Origin of the sequence: Streptomyces sp. NPDC059957 (assembly GCF_042730015.1) — a bacterium.
In the GTDB taxonomy this organism is placed as follows: domain Bacteria; phylum Actinomycetota; class Actinomycetes; order Streptomycetales; family Streptomycetaceae; genus Streptomyces.
In genome coordinates this window covers 1-15,494 of the sequence record NZ_JBHWMB010000121.1, presented here as the reverse complement: position 1 = coordinate 15,494, position 15,494 = coordinate 1, and the positions used below count along the sequence as shown (strand labels likewise).

15 protein-coding genes and 1 pseudogene are annotated in these 15,494 nt (G+C 72.1%); 3 read left to right on the top strand and 13 right to left on the bottom strand.

The features are described 5' to 3' along the window. From ACFWBW_RS39840 to ACFWBW_RS39790, 11 genes and pseudogenes are all read right to left on the bottom strand, one after another. Positions 1-185 (bottom strand): annotated as a pseudogene (locus tag ACFWBW_RS39840) (sulfate ABC transporter substrate-binding protein); the annotation flags it as partial. 210 nt (positions 186-395) lie between these two features. Continuing rightward, positions 396-1,745: a sulfate adenylyltransferase subunit 1 gene (locus tag ACFWBW_RS39835; RefSeq protein WP_385384150.1), complete on the bottom strand. Its 1,350-nt coding sequence runs from the start codon at positions 1,743-1,745 to the stop codon at positions 396-398. Positions 1,746-1,747: 2 nt separating this feature from the next. Continuing rightward, positions 1,748-2,686 (bottom strand): sulfate adenylyltransferase subunit CysD, encoded by a 939-nt coding sequence (gene cysD, locus ACFWBW_RS39830; protein WP_385384147.1) that lies wholly within the window; start codon positions 2,684-2,686, stop codon positions 1,748-1,750. Next, on the bottom strand, positions 2,683-3,228 hold the full coding sequence (cysC, locus tag ACFWBW_RS39825; RefSeq protein ID WP_243338885.1) for an adenylyl-sulfate kinase: 546 nt from the start codon (positions 3,226-3,228) through the stop codon (positions 2,683-2,685). Before cysC ends, cysD begins: the two co-directional genes overlap by 4 nt. A gap of 89 nt (positions 3,229-3,317) precedes the next feature. Then, positions 3,318-4,016, bottom strand: coding sequence for a phosphoadenylyl-sulfate reductase (locus tag ACFWBW_RS39820; protein WP_385384143.1), 699 nt, complete (start codon positions 4,014-4,016; stop codon positions 3,318-3,320). Further along, positions 4,013-4,192, bottom strand: a complete 180-nt coding sequence (locus ACFWBW_RS39815; RefSeq protein ID WP_214956597.1) for a DpnI domain-containing protein — start codon at positions 4,190-4,192, stop codon at positions 4,013-4,015. Before ACFWBW_RS39815 ends, ACFWBW_RS39820 begins: the two co-directional genes overlap by 4 nt. Beyond that, entirely contained in the window at positions 4,189-5,898 is a 1,710-nt protein-coding gene (locus ACFWBW_RS39810; protein WP_385384140.1) for a nitrite/sulfite reductase, read from the bottom strand. Before ACFWBW_RS39810 ends, ACFWBW_RS39815 begins: the two co-directional genes overlap by 4 nt. A 208-nt stretch (positions 5,899-6,106) precedes the next feature. Then, entirely contained in the window at positions 6,107-6,190 is an 84-nt protein-coding gene (locus tag ACFWBW_RS39805) for a putative leader peptide (protein ID WP_312847410.1), read from the bottom strand. Between the two features lie 353 nt (positions 6,191-6,543). Then, on the bottom strand, positions 6,544-7,107 hold the full coding sequence (locus ACFWBW_RS39800; protein WP_385384137.1) for a GNAT family N-acetyltransferase: 564 nt from the start codon (positions 7,105-7,107) through the stop codon (positions 6,544-6,546). A 5-nt stretch (positions 7,108-7,112) separates the two neighbouring features. After that, complete coding sequence (locus ACFWBW_RS39795; protein WP_385384156.1) at positions 7,113-8,378, bottom strand: GAF domain-containing protein; 1,266 nt, start codon at positions 8,376-8,378, stop codon at positions 7,113-7,115. Positions 8,379-8,773: 395 nt separating this feature from the next. Then, complete coding sequence (locus ACFWBW_RS39790; RefSeq protein WP_385384134.1) at positions 8,774-10,429, bottom strand: acyl-CoA dehydrogenase family protein; 1,656 nt, start codon at positions 10,427-10,429, stop codon at positions 8,774-8,776. A 17-nt stretch (positions 10,430-10,446) separates the two neighbouring features. Between ACFWBW_RS39790 and ACFWBW_RS39785 the strand changes: the two genes are divergently transcribed. Together ACFWBW_RS39785 and ACFWBW_RS39780 are read left to right on the top strand one after the other, a co-directional pair. Next, entirely contained in the window at positions 10,447-11,571 is a 1,125-nt protein-coding gene (locus ACFWBW_RS39785; RefSeq protein ID WP_385384131.1) for a YihY/virulence factor BrkB family protein, read from the top strand. Between the two features lie 46 nt (positions 11,572-11,617). Then, positions 11,618-12,430: a helix-turn-helix domain-containing protein gene (locus ACFWBW_RS39780; RefSeq protein ID WP_385384153.1), complete on the top strand. Its 813-nt coding sequence runs from the start codon at positions 11,618-11,620 to the stop codon at positions 12,428-12,430. On the opposite strand, the gene ACFWBW_RS39775 is transcribed toward ACFWBW_RS39780, so the two are convergent. Together ACFWBW_RS39775 and ACFWBW_RS39770 are read right to left on the bottom strand one after the other, a co-directional pair. After that, entirely contained in the window at positions 12,322-12,762 is a 441-nt protein-coding gene (locus ACFWBW_RS39775) for a VOC family protein (RefSeq protein WP_385384128.1), read from the bottom strand. The genes ACFWBW_RS39780 and ACFWBW_RS39775 overlap by 109 nt on opposite strands. A gap of 72 nt (positions 12,763-12,834) precedes the next feature. Further along, entirely contained in the window at positions 12,835-13,761 is a 927-nt protein-coding gene (locus ACFWBW_RS39770) for a TetR family transcriptional regulator (RefSeq protein WP_385384126.1), read from the bottom strand. Positions 13,762-14,105: 344 nt separating this feature from the next. Between ACFWBW_RS39770 and rsgA the strand changes: the two genes are divergently transcribed. Continuing rightward, complete coding sequence (gene rsgA, locus ACFWBW_RS39765) at positions 14,106-15,245, top strand: ribosome small subunit-dependent GTPase A (RefSeq protein WP_385384123.1); 1,140 nt, start codon at positions 14,106-14,108, stop codon at positions 15,243-15,245. Positions 15,246-15,494 lie beyond the last annotated feature (249 nt).

The window sequence follows — 15,494 nt, the reverse complement described above, 5'->3', positions numbered from 1 at the left end:
ATGCGGACCTCGGAGGCCGACAGCTTCTTGCCGGCGTCGGCGGCGACGTTCGCCTTCGGAGCGTCGTCCTTCTTGGCCTCGGAACCGTAGCCGCACGAGGCGAGCGCGCCGATCAGGAGCGGGAGGGCGGCAGCGGCGACGACGGAGCGGCGCAGGGTCTTGGCGGAGTTACCGATGGCAGGCACGGGAGGGCTTCCTCTCGTAGCGTCCGTCAGGACGCACGTCTTCGTTTGCTGAGCAAGGGCAGGTACGGCTCGTGGGGGGTGTGGGCGCGCATGCGGTGCGCGTACGTCATCACGCACATCGCCCCACACCTCCCTGGCCGCTGCCGAGGGAGCCGCTGCCTACACGGCCGCCCTCCTTCGCGAAGGTGGAGTAGATATCGGCAAGCATGATCAGAAGTCCCACCCTTCCTCATCGGCCTGGACGGTGGTCTCGGCGGTGGAGGCGAAGGATTCGCCGACCATGCCGGCCGCCAGAGTCGTCCCGTCCGCGGGGTCGATCAAGAGGAAGGAGCCGGTGCGGCGCGAGTCGGCGTACGCGTCGAGCGCGAGCGGCTCGGCGGTACGGACGACGACCCGGCCGATGTCGTTGGCCACCAGCTGCCCGGGGTTCGGGTGCTGGGACAGGTCGTCCAGGGTCAGCCGCGAGGGGATCTCCTTGACGATCGCCTTCACCGTGCGCGTGGTGTGCTTGATCAGCACCCGGGCGCCCACGGCGAGGGGCTGGTCCGCCACGTGGCAGACCGTCGCCACGACGTCCTGCGTGGTGGCGGGGGAGCTCGACGACGGCGCGATCAGGTCGCCGCGCGAGATGTCGATGTCGTCCTTCAGCCGCAGGGTCACCGACTGCGGGGCCCACGCGATGTCGACGCTCTCACCGAGCGCGTCGATGCCCTCGATGACCGAGGTGCGGCCCGACGGCAGCACGGTGACGGCCTCGCCGACCCGCAGCACGCCGGAGGCGATCTGGCCCGCGTAGCCCCGGTAGTCCGGGTGCTCGGCGGTCTGCGGACGGATCACGTACTGCACCGGGAAACGCGCCGGGCAGGCGGTGAGGTCGTGGCTGACCGGGACGGTCTCCAGGTGCTCCAGCACCGTGGGGCCGCCGTACCAGTCCATGTTCGCGGAGGGCTCGACCACGTTGTCGCCGGCCAGGGCGGAGATCGGGATCGCGGTGATCTCCGGGACGCCGAGGCCCGTGGCGTACGCGGTGAACTCCTCGGCGATCGATGCGAAGACCGCCTCCTCGTAGCCCACCAGGTCCATCTTGTTGACGGCGAGGACCACGTGGGGGACCCGCAGCAGGGCCGCGACGGCGGCGTGCCGCCGGGTCTGCTCGATCACGCCGTTGCGGGCGTCGACCAGCACCACGGCGAGGTCGGCGGTGGAGGCGCCGGTGACCATGTTCCGGGTGTACTGCACGTGCCCGGGGGTGTCGGCCAGGATGAACCGGCGCCGGGCGGTCGCGAAGTAGCGGTAGGCCACGTCGATGGTGATGCCCTGCTCCCGCTCGGCCCGCAGGCCGTCGGTGAGCAGCGCCAGGTCGGGGGTGTCCTGACCACGGCTGGCCGAGACCCGCTCCACGGCTTCCAGCTGGTCCGTGAGGACCGACTTGGAGTCGTGCAGGAGACGGCCGACCAGGGTGGACTTGCCGTCGTCGACGGAGCCCGCGGTCGCGAATCGCAGCAGCGTGGTCACTGACGGGTCGACCAAGCCGGCGAACTGATCGGTGGTGGAGGTCATGGTTAGAAGTACCCTTCGCGCTTGCGGTCTTCCATCGCGGCCTCGGACAGCTTGTCGTCGGCGCGGGTCGCGCCCCGCTCGGTGAGCCGGGAGGCGGCGATTTCGGTGATCACGGCGTCCAGCGTGGTGGCGTCGGAGTCGACGGCACCGGTGCAGGACATGTCACCGACGGTGCGGTAGCGGATCAGGCGGGTCTCGGTGGTCTCGCCGTCCTTGGCGCCGCCCCACTCACCGGCCGTAAGCCACATGCCGTTGCGCTGGAAGACCTCGCGCTCGTGGGCGAAGTAGATCTCCGGCAGTTCGATCTTCTCGCGGGCGATGTACTGCCACACGTCCAGCTCGGTCCAGTTGGACAGCGGGAAGACGCGCACGTGCTCGCCCGGCGCGTGGCGGCCGTTGTAGAGCTGCCACAGCTCGGGGCGCTGGCGGCGCGGGTCCCACTGGGAGAACTCGTCGCGCAGGGAGAAGACGCGCTCCTTGGCGCGGGCCTTCTCCTCGTCGCGGCGGCCGCCGCCGAAGACGGCGTCGAACTTGAGCTGCTGGATCGCCTCCGTGAGGGGGACGGTCTGCAGCGGGTTGCGGACGCCGTCGGGGCGCTCGCGGAGCTTGCCGGCGTCGATGTACTCCTGGACGGAGGCCACGTGCAGGCGCAGGCCGTGCTTGGCGACCGCGCGGTCCCGGTACTCCAGGACCTCGGGGAAGTTGTGGCCGGTGTCCACGTGGAGCAGGGTGAACGGCACCGGCGCCGGCGCGAACGCCTTCAGCGCCAGGTGCAGCATGACGATGGAGTCCTTGCCGCCGGAGAAGAGGATCACCGGCTTCTCGAACTCGCCCGCCACCTCGCGGAAGATGTGCACGGCCTCCGACTCGAGGGCGTCGAGGTGCGACAGCGCGTAGGGCGCGTCCGTCCCTTCGTGGACGTGTGCGACGGTGGCGGTCATGCCAGACCCCTCTCGGTGAGCAGTGCGTGCAGGGCCGAAGCCGACTCCTGTACGGACTGCGTGTGCGACTCGATACGGAGGTCCGGGGACTCCGGTGCCTCGTACGGGTCGTCGACCCCGGTCAGACCGGAGATCTCGCCCGCCGCCTGCTTGGCGTACAGGCCCTTCACGTCACGCTCGGAGCAGACCTCGACCGGGGTGGCCACGTGGACCTCCAGGTACGAGGCGCCCTCGGCGGCGTGCCGCTTGCGGACGGCCTCGCGGCTGTCCGCGAAGGGCGCGATCACCGGGACGAGCGCCTTCACGCCGTTGGACGCGAGGAGTTCGGCGACGAAGCCGATCCGCTGCACGTTGGTGTGCCGGTCCTCGCGGCTGAAGCCGAGACCGGCGGAGAGGAACTCGCGGATCTCGTCGCCGTCGAGGACCTCCACGCGGTGGCCCTCGGCGCGCAGCCGCTCGGCCAGCGCGTAGGCGATGGTGGTCTTGCCCGCGCTCGGCAGCCCGGTCAGCCACACGGTGGCGCCCTGGTCGCTCACGCTCATCTGGTTCGTCTCCGTCGGTTCTGTACGTGCGTCGGTCGTGCCCGCGGCCTTGCCGGTGGCGGTGCTGGTCGGCGTGCTGGCGGTCGTCATCAACCGTGCAGTCCGCACTCGGTCTTGCCGCGCCCGGCCCAGCGGCCGGCGCGGGCGTCCTCGCCCTCCGCCACCCGGCGGGTGCAGGGGGCGCAGCCGACGGAGGCGTAACCGTCCATCAGCAGCGGGTTGGTGAGCACACCGTGCTCCAGGACGTACGCGTCCACGTCGTCCTGGGTCCAGCGGGCGATCGGCGAGACCTTGACCTTCTGCCGCTTCTCGTCCCAGCCGACCACCGGGGTGTTCGCCCGGGTCGGGGACTCGTCGCGGCGCAGGCCCGTCGCCCAGGCGTCGTACGCGGTCAGGCCCTCTTCGAGCGGCTTGACCTTGCGCAGCGAGCAGCACAGGTCGGGGTCGCGGTCGTGCAGCTTGGGACCGTACTCGGCGTCCTGCTCGGCCACCGTCCGACGCGGGGTGAGCGTGATGACGTTGACGTCCATCACGGCCTCGACCGCGTCACGCGTGCCGATGGTCTCCTCGAAGTGGTAGCCCGTGTCGAGGAAGACCACGTCCACGCCGGGGAAGGCGCGGGAGGCGAGGTGGGCGACGACCGCGTCCTCCATGGAGGAGGTCACGGCGAACTTCTTGCCGAAGGTCTCGGCCGCCCAGGTGAGGATCTCCAGTGCGGAGGCCTCTTCCAGGTCCCGGCCCGCCTGCTCGGCCAGGGTTTTGAGACTCGCGTCCTGAATCGTGGTCATATCTCGTCCCCTCCAGCGTCATTGGACTGAACACCCCGGGCCAGCAGCCCGAGGTACTTCAGCTGGAAGGCTCGATTGCAGGCCCTGCATTCCCAGGCGCCGTGGCCCGTTTCGTTCGGGAACAGGTCCTCGTCGCCGCAGTACGGGCAGTAGAACGGTGCGGCGCGCTCGCTCACGACAGGTCCTCGTCCTTGGCACGGCCGACCCAGGCCGCGAAGCGCTCGCCGTCCTCGCGCTGGTCCTCGAAGCGCGAGACGACCCGCTCGACGTAGTCCGGCAGACCGGCCGAGGTGACCTTGAGACCGCGGACCTTGCGGCCGAATCCGGCCTCGAGTCCGAGTGCGCCGCCCAGGTGGACCTGGTAGCCCTCGACCTGGTTGCCCTCGTCGTCCAGGACCAGCTGGCCCTTGAGACCGATGTCCGCGACCTGGATACGGGCGCAGGCGTTCGGGCAGCCGTTGATGTTGATGGTGAGCGGCTCGGCGAACTCCGGCAGGCGGCGCTCCAGTTCGTCGATCAGCGAGGCGCCGCGCGCCTTCGTCTCGACGATGGCCAGCTTGCAGAACTCGATGCCGGTGCAGGCCATCGTGCCGCGGCGGAACGGGGACGGGTTGACCCGCAGGTCCAGCGCCTCCAGGGCCGCGACGACCGAGTCGACCTGGCCGGCCTCGATGTCGAGCACGATCATCTTCTGCTCGGCGGTGGTGCGCAGCCGGCCGGAGCCGTGCTGCTCGGCGACGGCGGCGATCTTCGTCAGGGTGGCGCCGTCGACGCGGCCCACGCGGGGCGCGAAGCCGACGTAGAACTTGCCGTCCTGCTGCTGGTGCACGCCGACGTGGTCGCGCCACTGGCCGCTGGGCTGCTCGGGCGCGGGGCCGTCGGTCAGCTTGCGCTTCAGGTACTCGTCCTCCAGGACCTGGCGGAACTTGGCCGGGCCCCAGTCGGCGACGAGGAACTTCAGGCGGGCGCGGGTGCGCAGCCGGCGGTAGCCGTAGTCGCGGAAGATCGAGATGACGCCTTCGTAGATGTCCGGGACCTCGTCGAGCGAGACCCAGGTGCCCAGGCGCACACCCAGCTTCGGGTTGGTGGAGAGGCCGCCGCCGACCCAGACGTCGAAGCCGGGGCCGTGCTCGGGGTGGTTCACGCCCACGAAGGCGATGTCGTTGATCTCGTGCGCCACGTCGAGCAGCGGCGAGCCGGAGATCGCGGACTTGAACTTGCGGGGCAGGTTCGAGAAGGCGGGGTTGCCCACGATGCGGGCGTAGATCTCATCGATGGCGGGGGTGCCGTCGATGATCTCGTCCAGCGCGATGCCGGCGACGGGCGAGCCCAGGATCACGCGGGGGGTGTCACCGCAGGCCTCGGTGGTCGAGAGGCCGACGGCCTCCAGACGGCGCCAGATCTCCGGGACGTCCTCGATGCGGATCCAGTGGTACTGCACGTTCTGCCGGTCCGTGAGGTCGGCGGTGCCGCGGGCGAACTCCTCGGAGATCTCGCCGATGACGCGCAGCTGCTCGGTGGTCAGCCGGCCGCCGTCGATGCGGACGCGCAGCATGAAGTACTTGTCGTCCAGCTCCTCCGGCTCCAGGATCGCGGTCTTGCCGCCGTCGATCCCGGGCTTGCGCTGGGTGTAGAGGCCCCACCAGCGCATACGGCCGCGCAGGTCGTTGGGGTCGATCGAGTCGAAGCCCGCCTTGGAGTAGATGTTCTCGATGCGCGCCCGCACATTGAGACCGTCGTCGTCCTTCTTGAACTGCTCGTTGCCGTTGAGGGGCGTGTGGTGGCCGACGGCCCACTGGCCCTCACCGCGGTGACGGCCGGTCTTGCGGCGCGCGGCGGCGGCGGGTGCGGCGGCTGCGGTCGTATCGGGGGTGGCGGCCATGGCGGTACGTCCTTCTTCGGCGGCTCGAGGCAGGGGCAGGGGGAGCGGCGGCGTGACCCCTGGCGCGCGTGGAGCGGATGTGGCTGTTTCGTCGCCTTTTTGGGGCGACGAACGGCCTACAGGGGACTGCGGTGTGGGCTGACGACGGGCGGTGTGTTCGCTTCCGCGGCGACGTCGGTGCGGGGCGCTGTCGCGGCGGTGCTGTGCGTCAGCGCGCCGGACAGATGGCGCTGGACATGCGGCCGAGGTCGACGTGCCGCCGACTCACCAAGGCAATTCCAGCTCCGTTCATGGGGGGAAGCGTGGCATGTGGCGATTGGAGGAGTCCACTACTGTCCACAATCCGGACGAACTCGTCTCGCATCGCAAGATTGCCGTGACGGGAGTCACCTCAGGAGCCCCTCGGGGGGCCTGCAGCCACATGCCCGTGTCCGTGTGCGGCGCCGCTTCCTGGGGCTCCGCCCCAGGCCCCGCGCCCCCAAACGCCGGCGGGGCTGGATTTGGCCGGCGTCCGGCGCGCACGTGCGCCTACGGGCGGGAACTCCAGCCCCGCCGGCGTTTGAGGCGCGGGGTCCGGGCAGCGCCCGGGGAACGGTGGAAGGGCGGGTAGGGGACGGGCCCCGCAGGGCATGCCCCCGCGAGAGGCTACGCGCCGGGCCAGGGGCCGGGGGTGGGGGCCGGCACCTTCTCCTCGGTCTCCTCCTTGAAGACCTTGAAGCCGCGGCGGAGGTAGTTCGCCATGGCGGTCGGGCCGTCGTCGCTGCACGTGTGCAGCCAGACGCGCCGCGTCGGGGCCAGCTCCGGCCAGCGCTCGGCCAGGGACCAGGCCCGCTCGATGCCCACGGTCAGCAGGTGGCCGCCGATGCGCCGCCCCCGGAAATCGGGGATCAGGCCGAAGTACATGATCTCCACCACACCGTCGGGCTGCGGGTCGAGTTCCACGTACCCCGCGGGGGTGCCCCGGTCGTACGCCACCCACGTCTCCACGCCGGGACGGCCCAGCTGCTCCACCCACTGCGCGCGGGTCAGCGCGAGGCGGTCCGTCCAGTGGATGTCACCGCCCACCGAGGCGTAGAGGAACCGGCTGAACTCGGGGGAGGGGACCTCCGACCGGACGATGCGGATCTCCGGGCCCGGGACGGCCGCCGGGACGAGATCGGACGGTGCGGTCATTTCCAGGGACCAGGTGGTCAGTGTGATGGTGCTCATGGGCTTCAGGGAATCATGCCGGTCCCGGTCGGGCCCATCCGGGCGCTGATCACCGCAGGAGCCGTGGAGTGCGGCAGCAGCGCGGCCGGGTTCGCGGGGCGGATCAGCTCCACCTCCACGTCCTGCGCGAAGCGGTACGGGCGGTGGGCGAGCACGCCGCCGAGGTTGCGGCGGACCCGGGAGATCTCCGCGCGGACCGTCACCGTGCGCGTCGGGTCCCCGAACAGCTCCTGCGAGAGTTCCGCCGCCGAGCGCCCCCGGGGGGACTCCGCCAGCAGGAACAGCAGCTCCGCGTGGCGCGGGCTCAGCTCCTGCGACCAGCTCCCCGCGGCCCCGTAGACAGTGGCCCGCCAGGCGCCCGGCCGGCTGAGGTCGAGGACGACGCGGGCGGCCGCCCCGGCGCCCGTACGGGCCTCCGTGACGTGCACCAGCCAGCCGCCCGGCAGCGGCTCCACCAGGCAGTCGCCGAGCTGCGGCACCCACACCCGGCCGGGCCCGAAGGACTTCGGCAGCGGGATCCGCTCGACCGGTGCGAGCCCCGTGACGGCCGCCGTCCACCCGTTGCCGTCCACGGCCAGCGCCCGCCCCGGCACCCGGGCCAGCACCGGGGCCGCCACCGACCGCAGCCGTTCCAGCGACTCGAGGTGGCGTACCCGCAGCTCCCGCTCCGCGAGCCGGGCCACCGAGCTCACCCACGCCAGGGTCGCCGGGTGCATGGTGGCCAGCGGCCCGCTGACGTCGAGGACCCCGAGCAGCGAGCCGTCGCGCGGGTCCCGTACGGGGGCTCCGGCGCAGGTCCAGTCGTGGTGGCTGGAGACGAAGTGCTCCGCCGAGAACACCTGGACCGGTCTGCGAGCCACCAAAGCGGTGCCGACCCCGTTGGTGCCGACCACGGACTCGTCCCAGTGGGCGCCCACGCCGAAGCCGAGCCGGTCCGCGTTGCGCAGGATCGAGGAGTGGCCCTCCCGCCACAGCAGCCGCCCGTCGGCGTCGGCGACGACCATGATGTGCAGGGCCTCGTCCAGCGAGGGCAGCAGCCCTTCGCGCAGGACGGGCAGCAGGTCCCGTAGCGGAGAGGTCTGGCGCCGCTCCTCGGTCTCGGAGAGCGACAGCATCCGCGAACGGCTGTCGCGGTCCGGGTGGACGCCGCCCGCCATCATCCGGCGCCAGGACTCGGCGATCTCCGGGCGCGGCGCGGCCGGCGGCCGGTCCCCGGCCAGCGCCGCCGCCCGTACCCCCTTGAGCAGACGCGCGGCCTCCCGCGCGTCCATGGCCGAGATGCGTGCCGCATCGACCGCGCTGCCTGTGGTGTGGGCCACCGGAACCTCCCCGTGTGGAACAGACGTACGACGGATCCCGCCCGGCCGGGCCGTCCGGTGCGCGCCGCTTCCAGGCGCGGACCGGATACGCCCGGAGGGCGGTTCCGAGTCAAAGGTTGCAACGTCTTGCAACTCTCGCCAAGTCCCGGTCGCCCGATCGAAACTGTGCGGACGTCGCCGAGCGACGTGACAGCTCCTTCCTCGGGGCTTCTCGGATCAGGGGTGGTGCCGAGTCGGCGCGGCGCCATCCCTGTTCCAGGTCAACGGGCCCGGATGTCGGCCGGGCGGTTCTGTGCGGAAGGTTGGGGCCTTCCTTCAGGCGGCGAGCGGAGGGTTGGGGCCCTCTCTCAGCCCGCGATCCGGGCCCGTTCCACCACGGATCCCAGATCCAGAGTGTGCGGCAACGTGCCGAAGGCCGCACCCCAGTCTCCGCCCAGGCGTGAGGCGCAGAAGGCGTCGGCGACCTCCGGCGGGGCCCAGCGCACCAGCAGGGATCCCTGCAGTACCAAGGCCATCCGCTCCACGACCCGCCGGGCGCGCGCCTCGATGCCCTCCAGGTCCGCGAGCTCGGTCAGCAGGTTCTTGATGGCCGAATCCAGCCGGTGGTCGGCGCCGCGCGCCAGCCCGACCTCCTGGAGGAAGGCGTTCAGGGCCTGCGGCTCGCGCTGCAGGGCGCGCAGCACGTCGAGGGCCTGGACGTTGCCCGAGCCCTCCCAGATGGAGTTCAGCGGGGACTCGCGCAGCAGCCGGGGCATCCCGGACTCCTCGACGTAGCCGTTTCCGCCCAGACACTCCAGTGCCTCCGCCACCATCGGCGTACAGCGCTTGGTCACCCAGTACTTCGCGGCGGGCACCGCGATGCGCAGGAAGGCCCGCTCCTGCTCGTTGCCCGTGCTCTGGACGGCGTCGTACGCGGCCGCGAGGCGGAGCGTGAGGGTGGTGGCGGCCTCCGACTCCAGGGCGAGGTCGGCGAGCACGTTGCGCATCAGGGGCTGGTCGATGAGCGGTGCTCCGAAAGCAGAGCGGTGCTCCGCATGGTGAGCGGCCTGCGTCAGCGCCTGCCGCATCAGCGAGGCCGAACCGATCACGCAGTCCAGCCGGGTCGCCGCGACCATCTCGATGATGGTCCGCACCCCCCGGCCCTCCTCGCCCACCCGCCGCGCCCACGTCCCGTCGAACTCCACCTCGCTCGACGCGTTCGACCGGTTGCCCAGCTTGTCCTTCAGCCGCTGGATCGCGAAGACGTTGCGCGACCCGTCCGGCAGCACCCGCGGCACCAGGAAACAGGTCAGCCCGCCCGGCGCCTGCGCCAGGACCAGGAACCCGTCGCACATCGGCGCCGAACAGAACCACTTGTGCCCCGTCAGCAGGTATTCGCCCGAGGCGTCCAGCGGCACCGCCGACGTCGTGTTCGCCCGGACGTCGCTGCCGCCCTGCTTCTCCGTCATGCCCATCCCGAAGAGCACCCCGGCCTTCTGCCCGGCCGGCCGCAGGCCCTCCTCGTACACGTGCGAGGTCAGCCGCGGCTCCCATTCGGCCGCCAGCTCCGGATCGGTCCGCAGCGCCGGTACCGCCGCGTGCGTCATCGAGACCGGGCAGCCGTGCCCCGCCTCCGCCTGCGACCACACGAAGAACCCGGCCGCCCGCCGCAGATGCCCCGCGGGCCGCCCCCACGCGTCGGTCAGCCCGGTGCCCACGGCGTGCCCGAGCAGCCGGTGCCACGAGGGATGGAACTCCACCTCGTCGATCCGGTTGCCGTACCGGTCGTGCGTCCGAAGCTTCGGCGGGTTCTCGTTCGCCTGCGTCCCCCAGTCCTGCGCCTGGCGGGACCCGGCCGCGAGCCCGAGGCCCGTGAGCTCTTCCCTTACCTCCGCGGCGAGTTCGGGCGCGGCGTCCGCGAGGTGCCGCTCGACCCCCTCGCTCAGGACCCGGTCGCTGCCGTAGACGTCGTGGCCCACGAGGGGAGGGGCCTGATTGCTGACTGTGTGGGTGGTGGCTGCCATGCCGATACCGTAAGGACGTGCAGCACGCGAAAGAAACACCCGAGCGGATTCCGGGACGCCTCCACCGGGCCCGCGCCCTCTACCGCAACGTCTCGAAGCGCAAGATGGCGTGGCTGCTGCTCAAAGACACCGTGAACTCGTGCATCGAGTACCGGATCCTCGGACTCGCCGCCGAGGCGGCGTTCTTCACCCTGCTCTCGCTGCCCCCGCTCTTCCTGGGCCTGCTGGGCCTCCTCGGCTACGTGGACGGCTGGTCGGGCGGTACGACCGTCGCCAGCATCGAGGAGAACATCCTGCGGGCCGTCGGCACCATCCTGTCCGACCGGGGCGTCAACGACATCGCCAAACCGATGCTCGACGACGTCACCGGCCGCGGCCGCCCCGACCTCATCTCCCTCGGCTTCGCCTTCGCCCTCTGGTCGGGCTCGCGCGCCGTCAACGTCTTCATCGACACCATCACCGTCATGTACGGGCTCGACGGACACCGCGGCATCGTCAAGACCCGTCTGCTCGCCTTCGTCCTCTACATCGCCGCCCTGCTGATCGGCGCCATCGTGCTGCCGCTGATGGTGGTCGGCCCGGACGCGGTGGTGCGGCTGGTGCCCTGGAGCACGGAGGTGATCGCGGTCATGTACTGGCCCGTCGTCACGCTGCTCTCCATCGCCTTCCTGACCACCCTCTACCACGTCTCCGTCCCGGTCCGCTCGCCCTGGATCGAGGACGTGCCCGGCGCGCTCGTCGCCCTCGCGATGTGGGTGCTCGGCTCGTTCCTGCTGCGGATCTACCTCACCAACACGGTGGAGGGCCCGACCATCTACGGATCGCTGGCCGCCCCCGTGGCGATCCTGCTGTGGATCGGCATCTCGGCCTTCGCCGTCCTCGTCGGGGCCGCCGTCAACGCCGCGATCGACCGCGTCTGGCCCTCGGTGGCCACCGCCTCGGCCCGCGAGGCGAACGAGCGGGTCCGCGAGGCGGAGGCCGCCCAGCTCGTGGCCCGGGCGGCCGCCTGGCGGGCCCTGGCCGAGGGGGAGTCGGAGGACGACGAGGGCGACGAGGACGGGGGCATGCCCTCGGAGTTCCCGGAGCGCTGGTCGAAGTTCCTGCCCCCGGAGGACTACCACTCCCGCCTGCGCAAGCACTGACCGCCGCCGTAGCGTGGTGTCCGTGACGGATCGGGCGGATGACTCCGTGCCCGGCTCGGGGTACGAGGAACGGCACGAGGCGCGGTACGAGGAACGGCCGTCCCGGACGGTCGCCGGAGCGGTGCTCTGGCGGGCCGGCGGGACCGGCGCGGGCCTGGTGCTGCCCGACGGGTGCATGGACCTGCTGTGGGTGGACGGGCGGCTCCTGGTCGCCGGACCCGACACCGCCGCGCACCCCGCCGGGGAGGTCCCGGGCTCCGGCTTCGCCGGGATCCGGCTGGCCCCCGGCACGGCGCCCGCGCTGCTCGGCGTACCGGCCCGCGTACTGCGGGACCGGCGGGTCGAGCTGGCCGACCTGTGGCCCGCCGCCGAGGTACGGCGCCTCACCGCGCTCGTGGCCGCGTACGGAGATCCCCGCGCGGGACTGGAGGAGCTGGCCCGGCTCCGCACGGCCGACGACGGCGCCCCGGACCCCCTCGTCGCGGAGGTGACGGCCCGGCTGCGCGCCGGGCAGGGCGTGGCCGCCGTGGCGGGCGCGGTCGGCCTGGGGGAGCGGCAGCTGCACCGGCGCTCCCTCGACGCCTTCGGCTACGGGCCGCGGACCCTGGGGCGGATCCTGCGCCTCCAGCGGGCCCTCGCGCTGACCCGGCGCGGGCTGCCGCAGGCGGCGGTGGCCGCGGCGGCCGGGTACGCCGACCAGGCCCACTACACCCGCGAGGTGCGCGCCCTGGCGGGGACCACGCCGGGGGCCTACGCGGCGGGGCCGGCGGCCGCGGTGCCGGTTCCGGCCGCTTCGGTCGCTTCCGAGGCGGCGAAGAGGGAGACCCCGGAGCCGTCCGGGTCCAGGACGACGGCGTAGCGCTGCCCCCAGAAGGCGTCCCAGGGCTTCAGGTGGCCGGTGCTCCCTGCCTCCGTCAGCTCCGCGTACAGCGAGTCGACTTCGGCGGGGGAGTCGCACAGGAACGCGAGCCCCACCCGGCCGTCGCTCGTGGGGCGGGTCCAGGACGGGTCGAAGGAGCGGATGACCTCCTCCGTGTCGAAGCCGATCCGCAGCCCGCCCGGCAGGACGGCTTCGACGTGCGGCTGGGAGTCGGCCCCGGCGGGTACGTCGATGCCGAGGCGGCGGTAGAAGGCGAGCGATGCGGCCATGTCGGAGACGACGATGCCGATCATGTCGAGTCGGGGAGTCATGAACTCACCCTAGGCACGCCCGGCCGGGCCGGTCTTGAACGAATCGGACACCGGTGGCGCCGTGCGGGCCCGTCACTCGGTGTCCTCCTCCTGGGGCAGGTGCCGGTAGACCGTGGCCCGGGAGACGCCGAGGGCGGCGGCGATCGCGGTGGCGCCGCTGCCCGCCGTGTGCATCCGGCGGGCGGCCTCGATCATGGCCGGGCTCATCGCGGCGGGCCGCCCGCGCCGTCCCCCGGGCACGGGCCGGGCCGGCGGCTGCGGTCCGTGCGCTCCGTCCGGTCCGTGCGGTCCGTCGAGCAGGCGTCGTACGCCGTCCAGGACTGCCTCGCGCAGGGCCGGGGCGGGGGCGTCGGCGAAGAGCACCACCGGGTCGGAGAGCATCGCGACGGCCTGGGCGGCCCGCACCCGTTCCGTGAAACCGGGATTCGGCCCCGCGACCAGGGAATTGGCGCGGAGTATGGCGTCGCGCAGCCGGGCGAAGGCCGGGCCGGGGGTGGCCAGGGCCATGTCCTGGAGGTTGAGGCGCAGCAGGTGCCGGTGGTCCAGCCAGACGTCGAGCACCCCCTCGATGACGGCCCAGCGGACCCGGTCCGAGGGTCCGGGCGTGCCGGAGGTGCCGGGCCCGTCGGTCGTGCCGGAACCGCCGGCTGAGCCGGGCGCGTCGGAACCGCCGGTCGTGCCGGAACCGCCGGCCGCCGCGGCGCGGGCCAGGGCGGCCGCCAGATCGCGGAGCATCGGCTCGACGAGGGCGCCGAGGATGTCGGCCTTGCCGGGGAAGTGGTAGAGCACCGCGGGCTTGGAGACGCCCACCTGTTCGGCGATCTCCCGCAGCGAGGTCTCGTGGAAGCCGCGGACTGCGAACAGCTCCATGGAGACGCTCAGGATCCGCCGCCGGGTGTCGGGAGCCGTCTCGCTCGTCGACGTGTTCCGCGACGCGGTGCGGGCGGCGTACTGCGTCTCGTAAATCGTCTCAGAATCTGCGGTTCCGCTGGTCTCCATGGTGAACAGCTTAATCTCCGAGGTCGACTTGCCTGCCGAATTCTTAGGCCGGCCCTGACCGGCGGTAAGTTCGAAACCCGATTTCAGGCCGCCCGTAAAAGAAGTGGCGCACGCCCGGGGGCGCTTGTTACGGTGGGGGCGTTCCTCCCGCCGATCAGTGCGGGACGGTTCGTCAGCACGTATGCAGACCCGGAGGTGAGTTCATTGATGACTGTCATGGCGCAGGGCGTTGCCCGCACTCAGAAGACCATCAATGTCACTTCTGTGGTCTCCGGCTGACCTCTCACTTCTTTCGCGCCCGATAGCGGCGCGCACCGCCGGGGCCACCCTGTGAAGGGTTTCCCTTGTCTCTCCCCGCTTTCTCCTCTTCCACTTCTCCTTCTTCGTTCTCCTCCTTCTCTTCCTCGCTTCCGCACGCCCTGGCCCCCTACGGCTGGGACGAGGCGTGGGCGGCCGAGTTCGCCCCGTACGCGGATCAGGGCCTGCTGCCCGGCCGGGTCGTACGCGTCGACCGCGGCCAGTGCGACGTCATGACGGCGGACGGCATCGTCCGCGCCGACACCGCCTTCGTCACCCCGCACGACCCGCTCCGGGTCATCTGCACCGGCGACTGGGCGGTGCTGGAGGCGCACGGCAACCCGCGCTACGTGAAGACGTACCTGCCGCGCCGGACCGCCTTCGTACGGTCCACCTCCTCCCAGCGGTCCGAGGGGCAGATCCTCGCCGCGAACGTCGACCACGCGATCATCGCGGTGTCACTGGCCGTCGAACTGGACCTCGGCCGCATCGAGCGGTTCCTCGCGCTCGCCTGGGAATCGGGGGCGCAGCCGCTCGTGGTCCTGACCAAGGCGGACCTGGTCCCGGACCCGGTCACCCTCGGACACCTCGTCGAGGACGTGGAGGCGACGGCCCCCGGGGTCACCGTCCTCACGGTCTCCTCAGTGACCGGGGAGGGCACGGACGTGCTCGCCGCGATCGTCGGGGACGGTACGAGCGTGCTCCTCGGGATCTCCGGCGCGGGCAAGTCCACGCTGGCCAACGCGCTGTTGGGGGAGGAAGTGATGGAGGTCCAGGCGGCGCGTGAGGTCGACGGAAAGGGCCGCCACACCACCACGACCCGCAACCTGCTCGCGCTGCCGGGCGGCGGCGTGCTCATCGACACCCCCGGGCTGCGGGGCGTCGGGCTCTTCGACGCGGAGACGGGCGTCGGGCAGGTCTTCTCGGAGATCGAGGAGTACGCGCAGCGGTGCCGTTTCCACGACTGCGTGCACGAGGCGGAGCCGGGGTGCGCTGTGCGGGCCGCGGTGGCCTCCGGGGAGCTGGCCGAGCGGCGGCTGGAGAGCTACCGCAAGCTGCTGCGGGAGAACCAGCGGATCGTCGCGAAGACCGATGCGCGGCTCCGGGCGGAGATCAAGCGCGACTGGAGGCTCCGCTCGGCGGAGGGCCGCGCGAACTATTCCGCGAAGCGGACCGGCCGGGCCTGACGGCTCCCGCCCCCCGGGGCCGGGCCCCGGCCCGGGGCCGGGCCACACCCGGCCCCGGGCGCGGGTGCGCCGCTGCGCGGGGCGAAGTCCCCGCAGCGACCCTTGCCGCTGCGCGGGGCGAAGTCCCCGCTGCGACCCTTGCCGCTGCGCGGGGCGAAGTCCCCTACCCGCCCTTCCACCGTTCCCCGGGCGCTGCCCGGACCCCGGTCTCAAGCGCCGGACGGGCTGGGGAGGGGGGGCAGGGGGTGT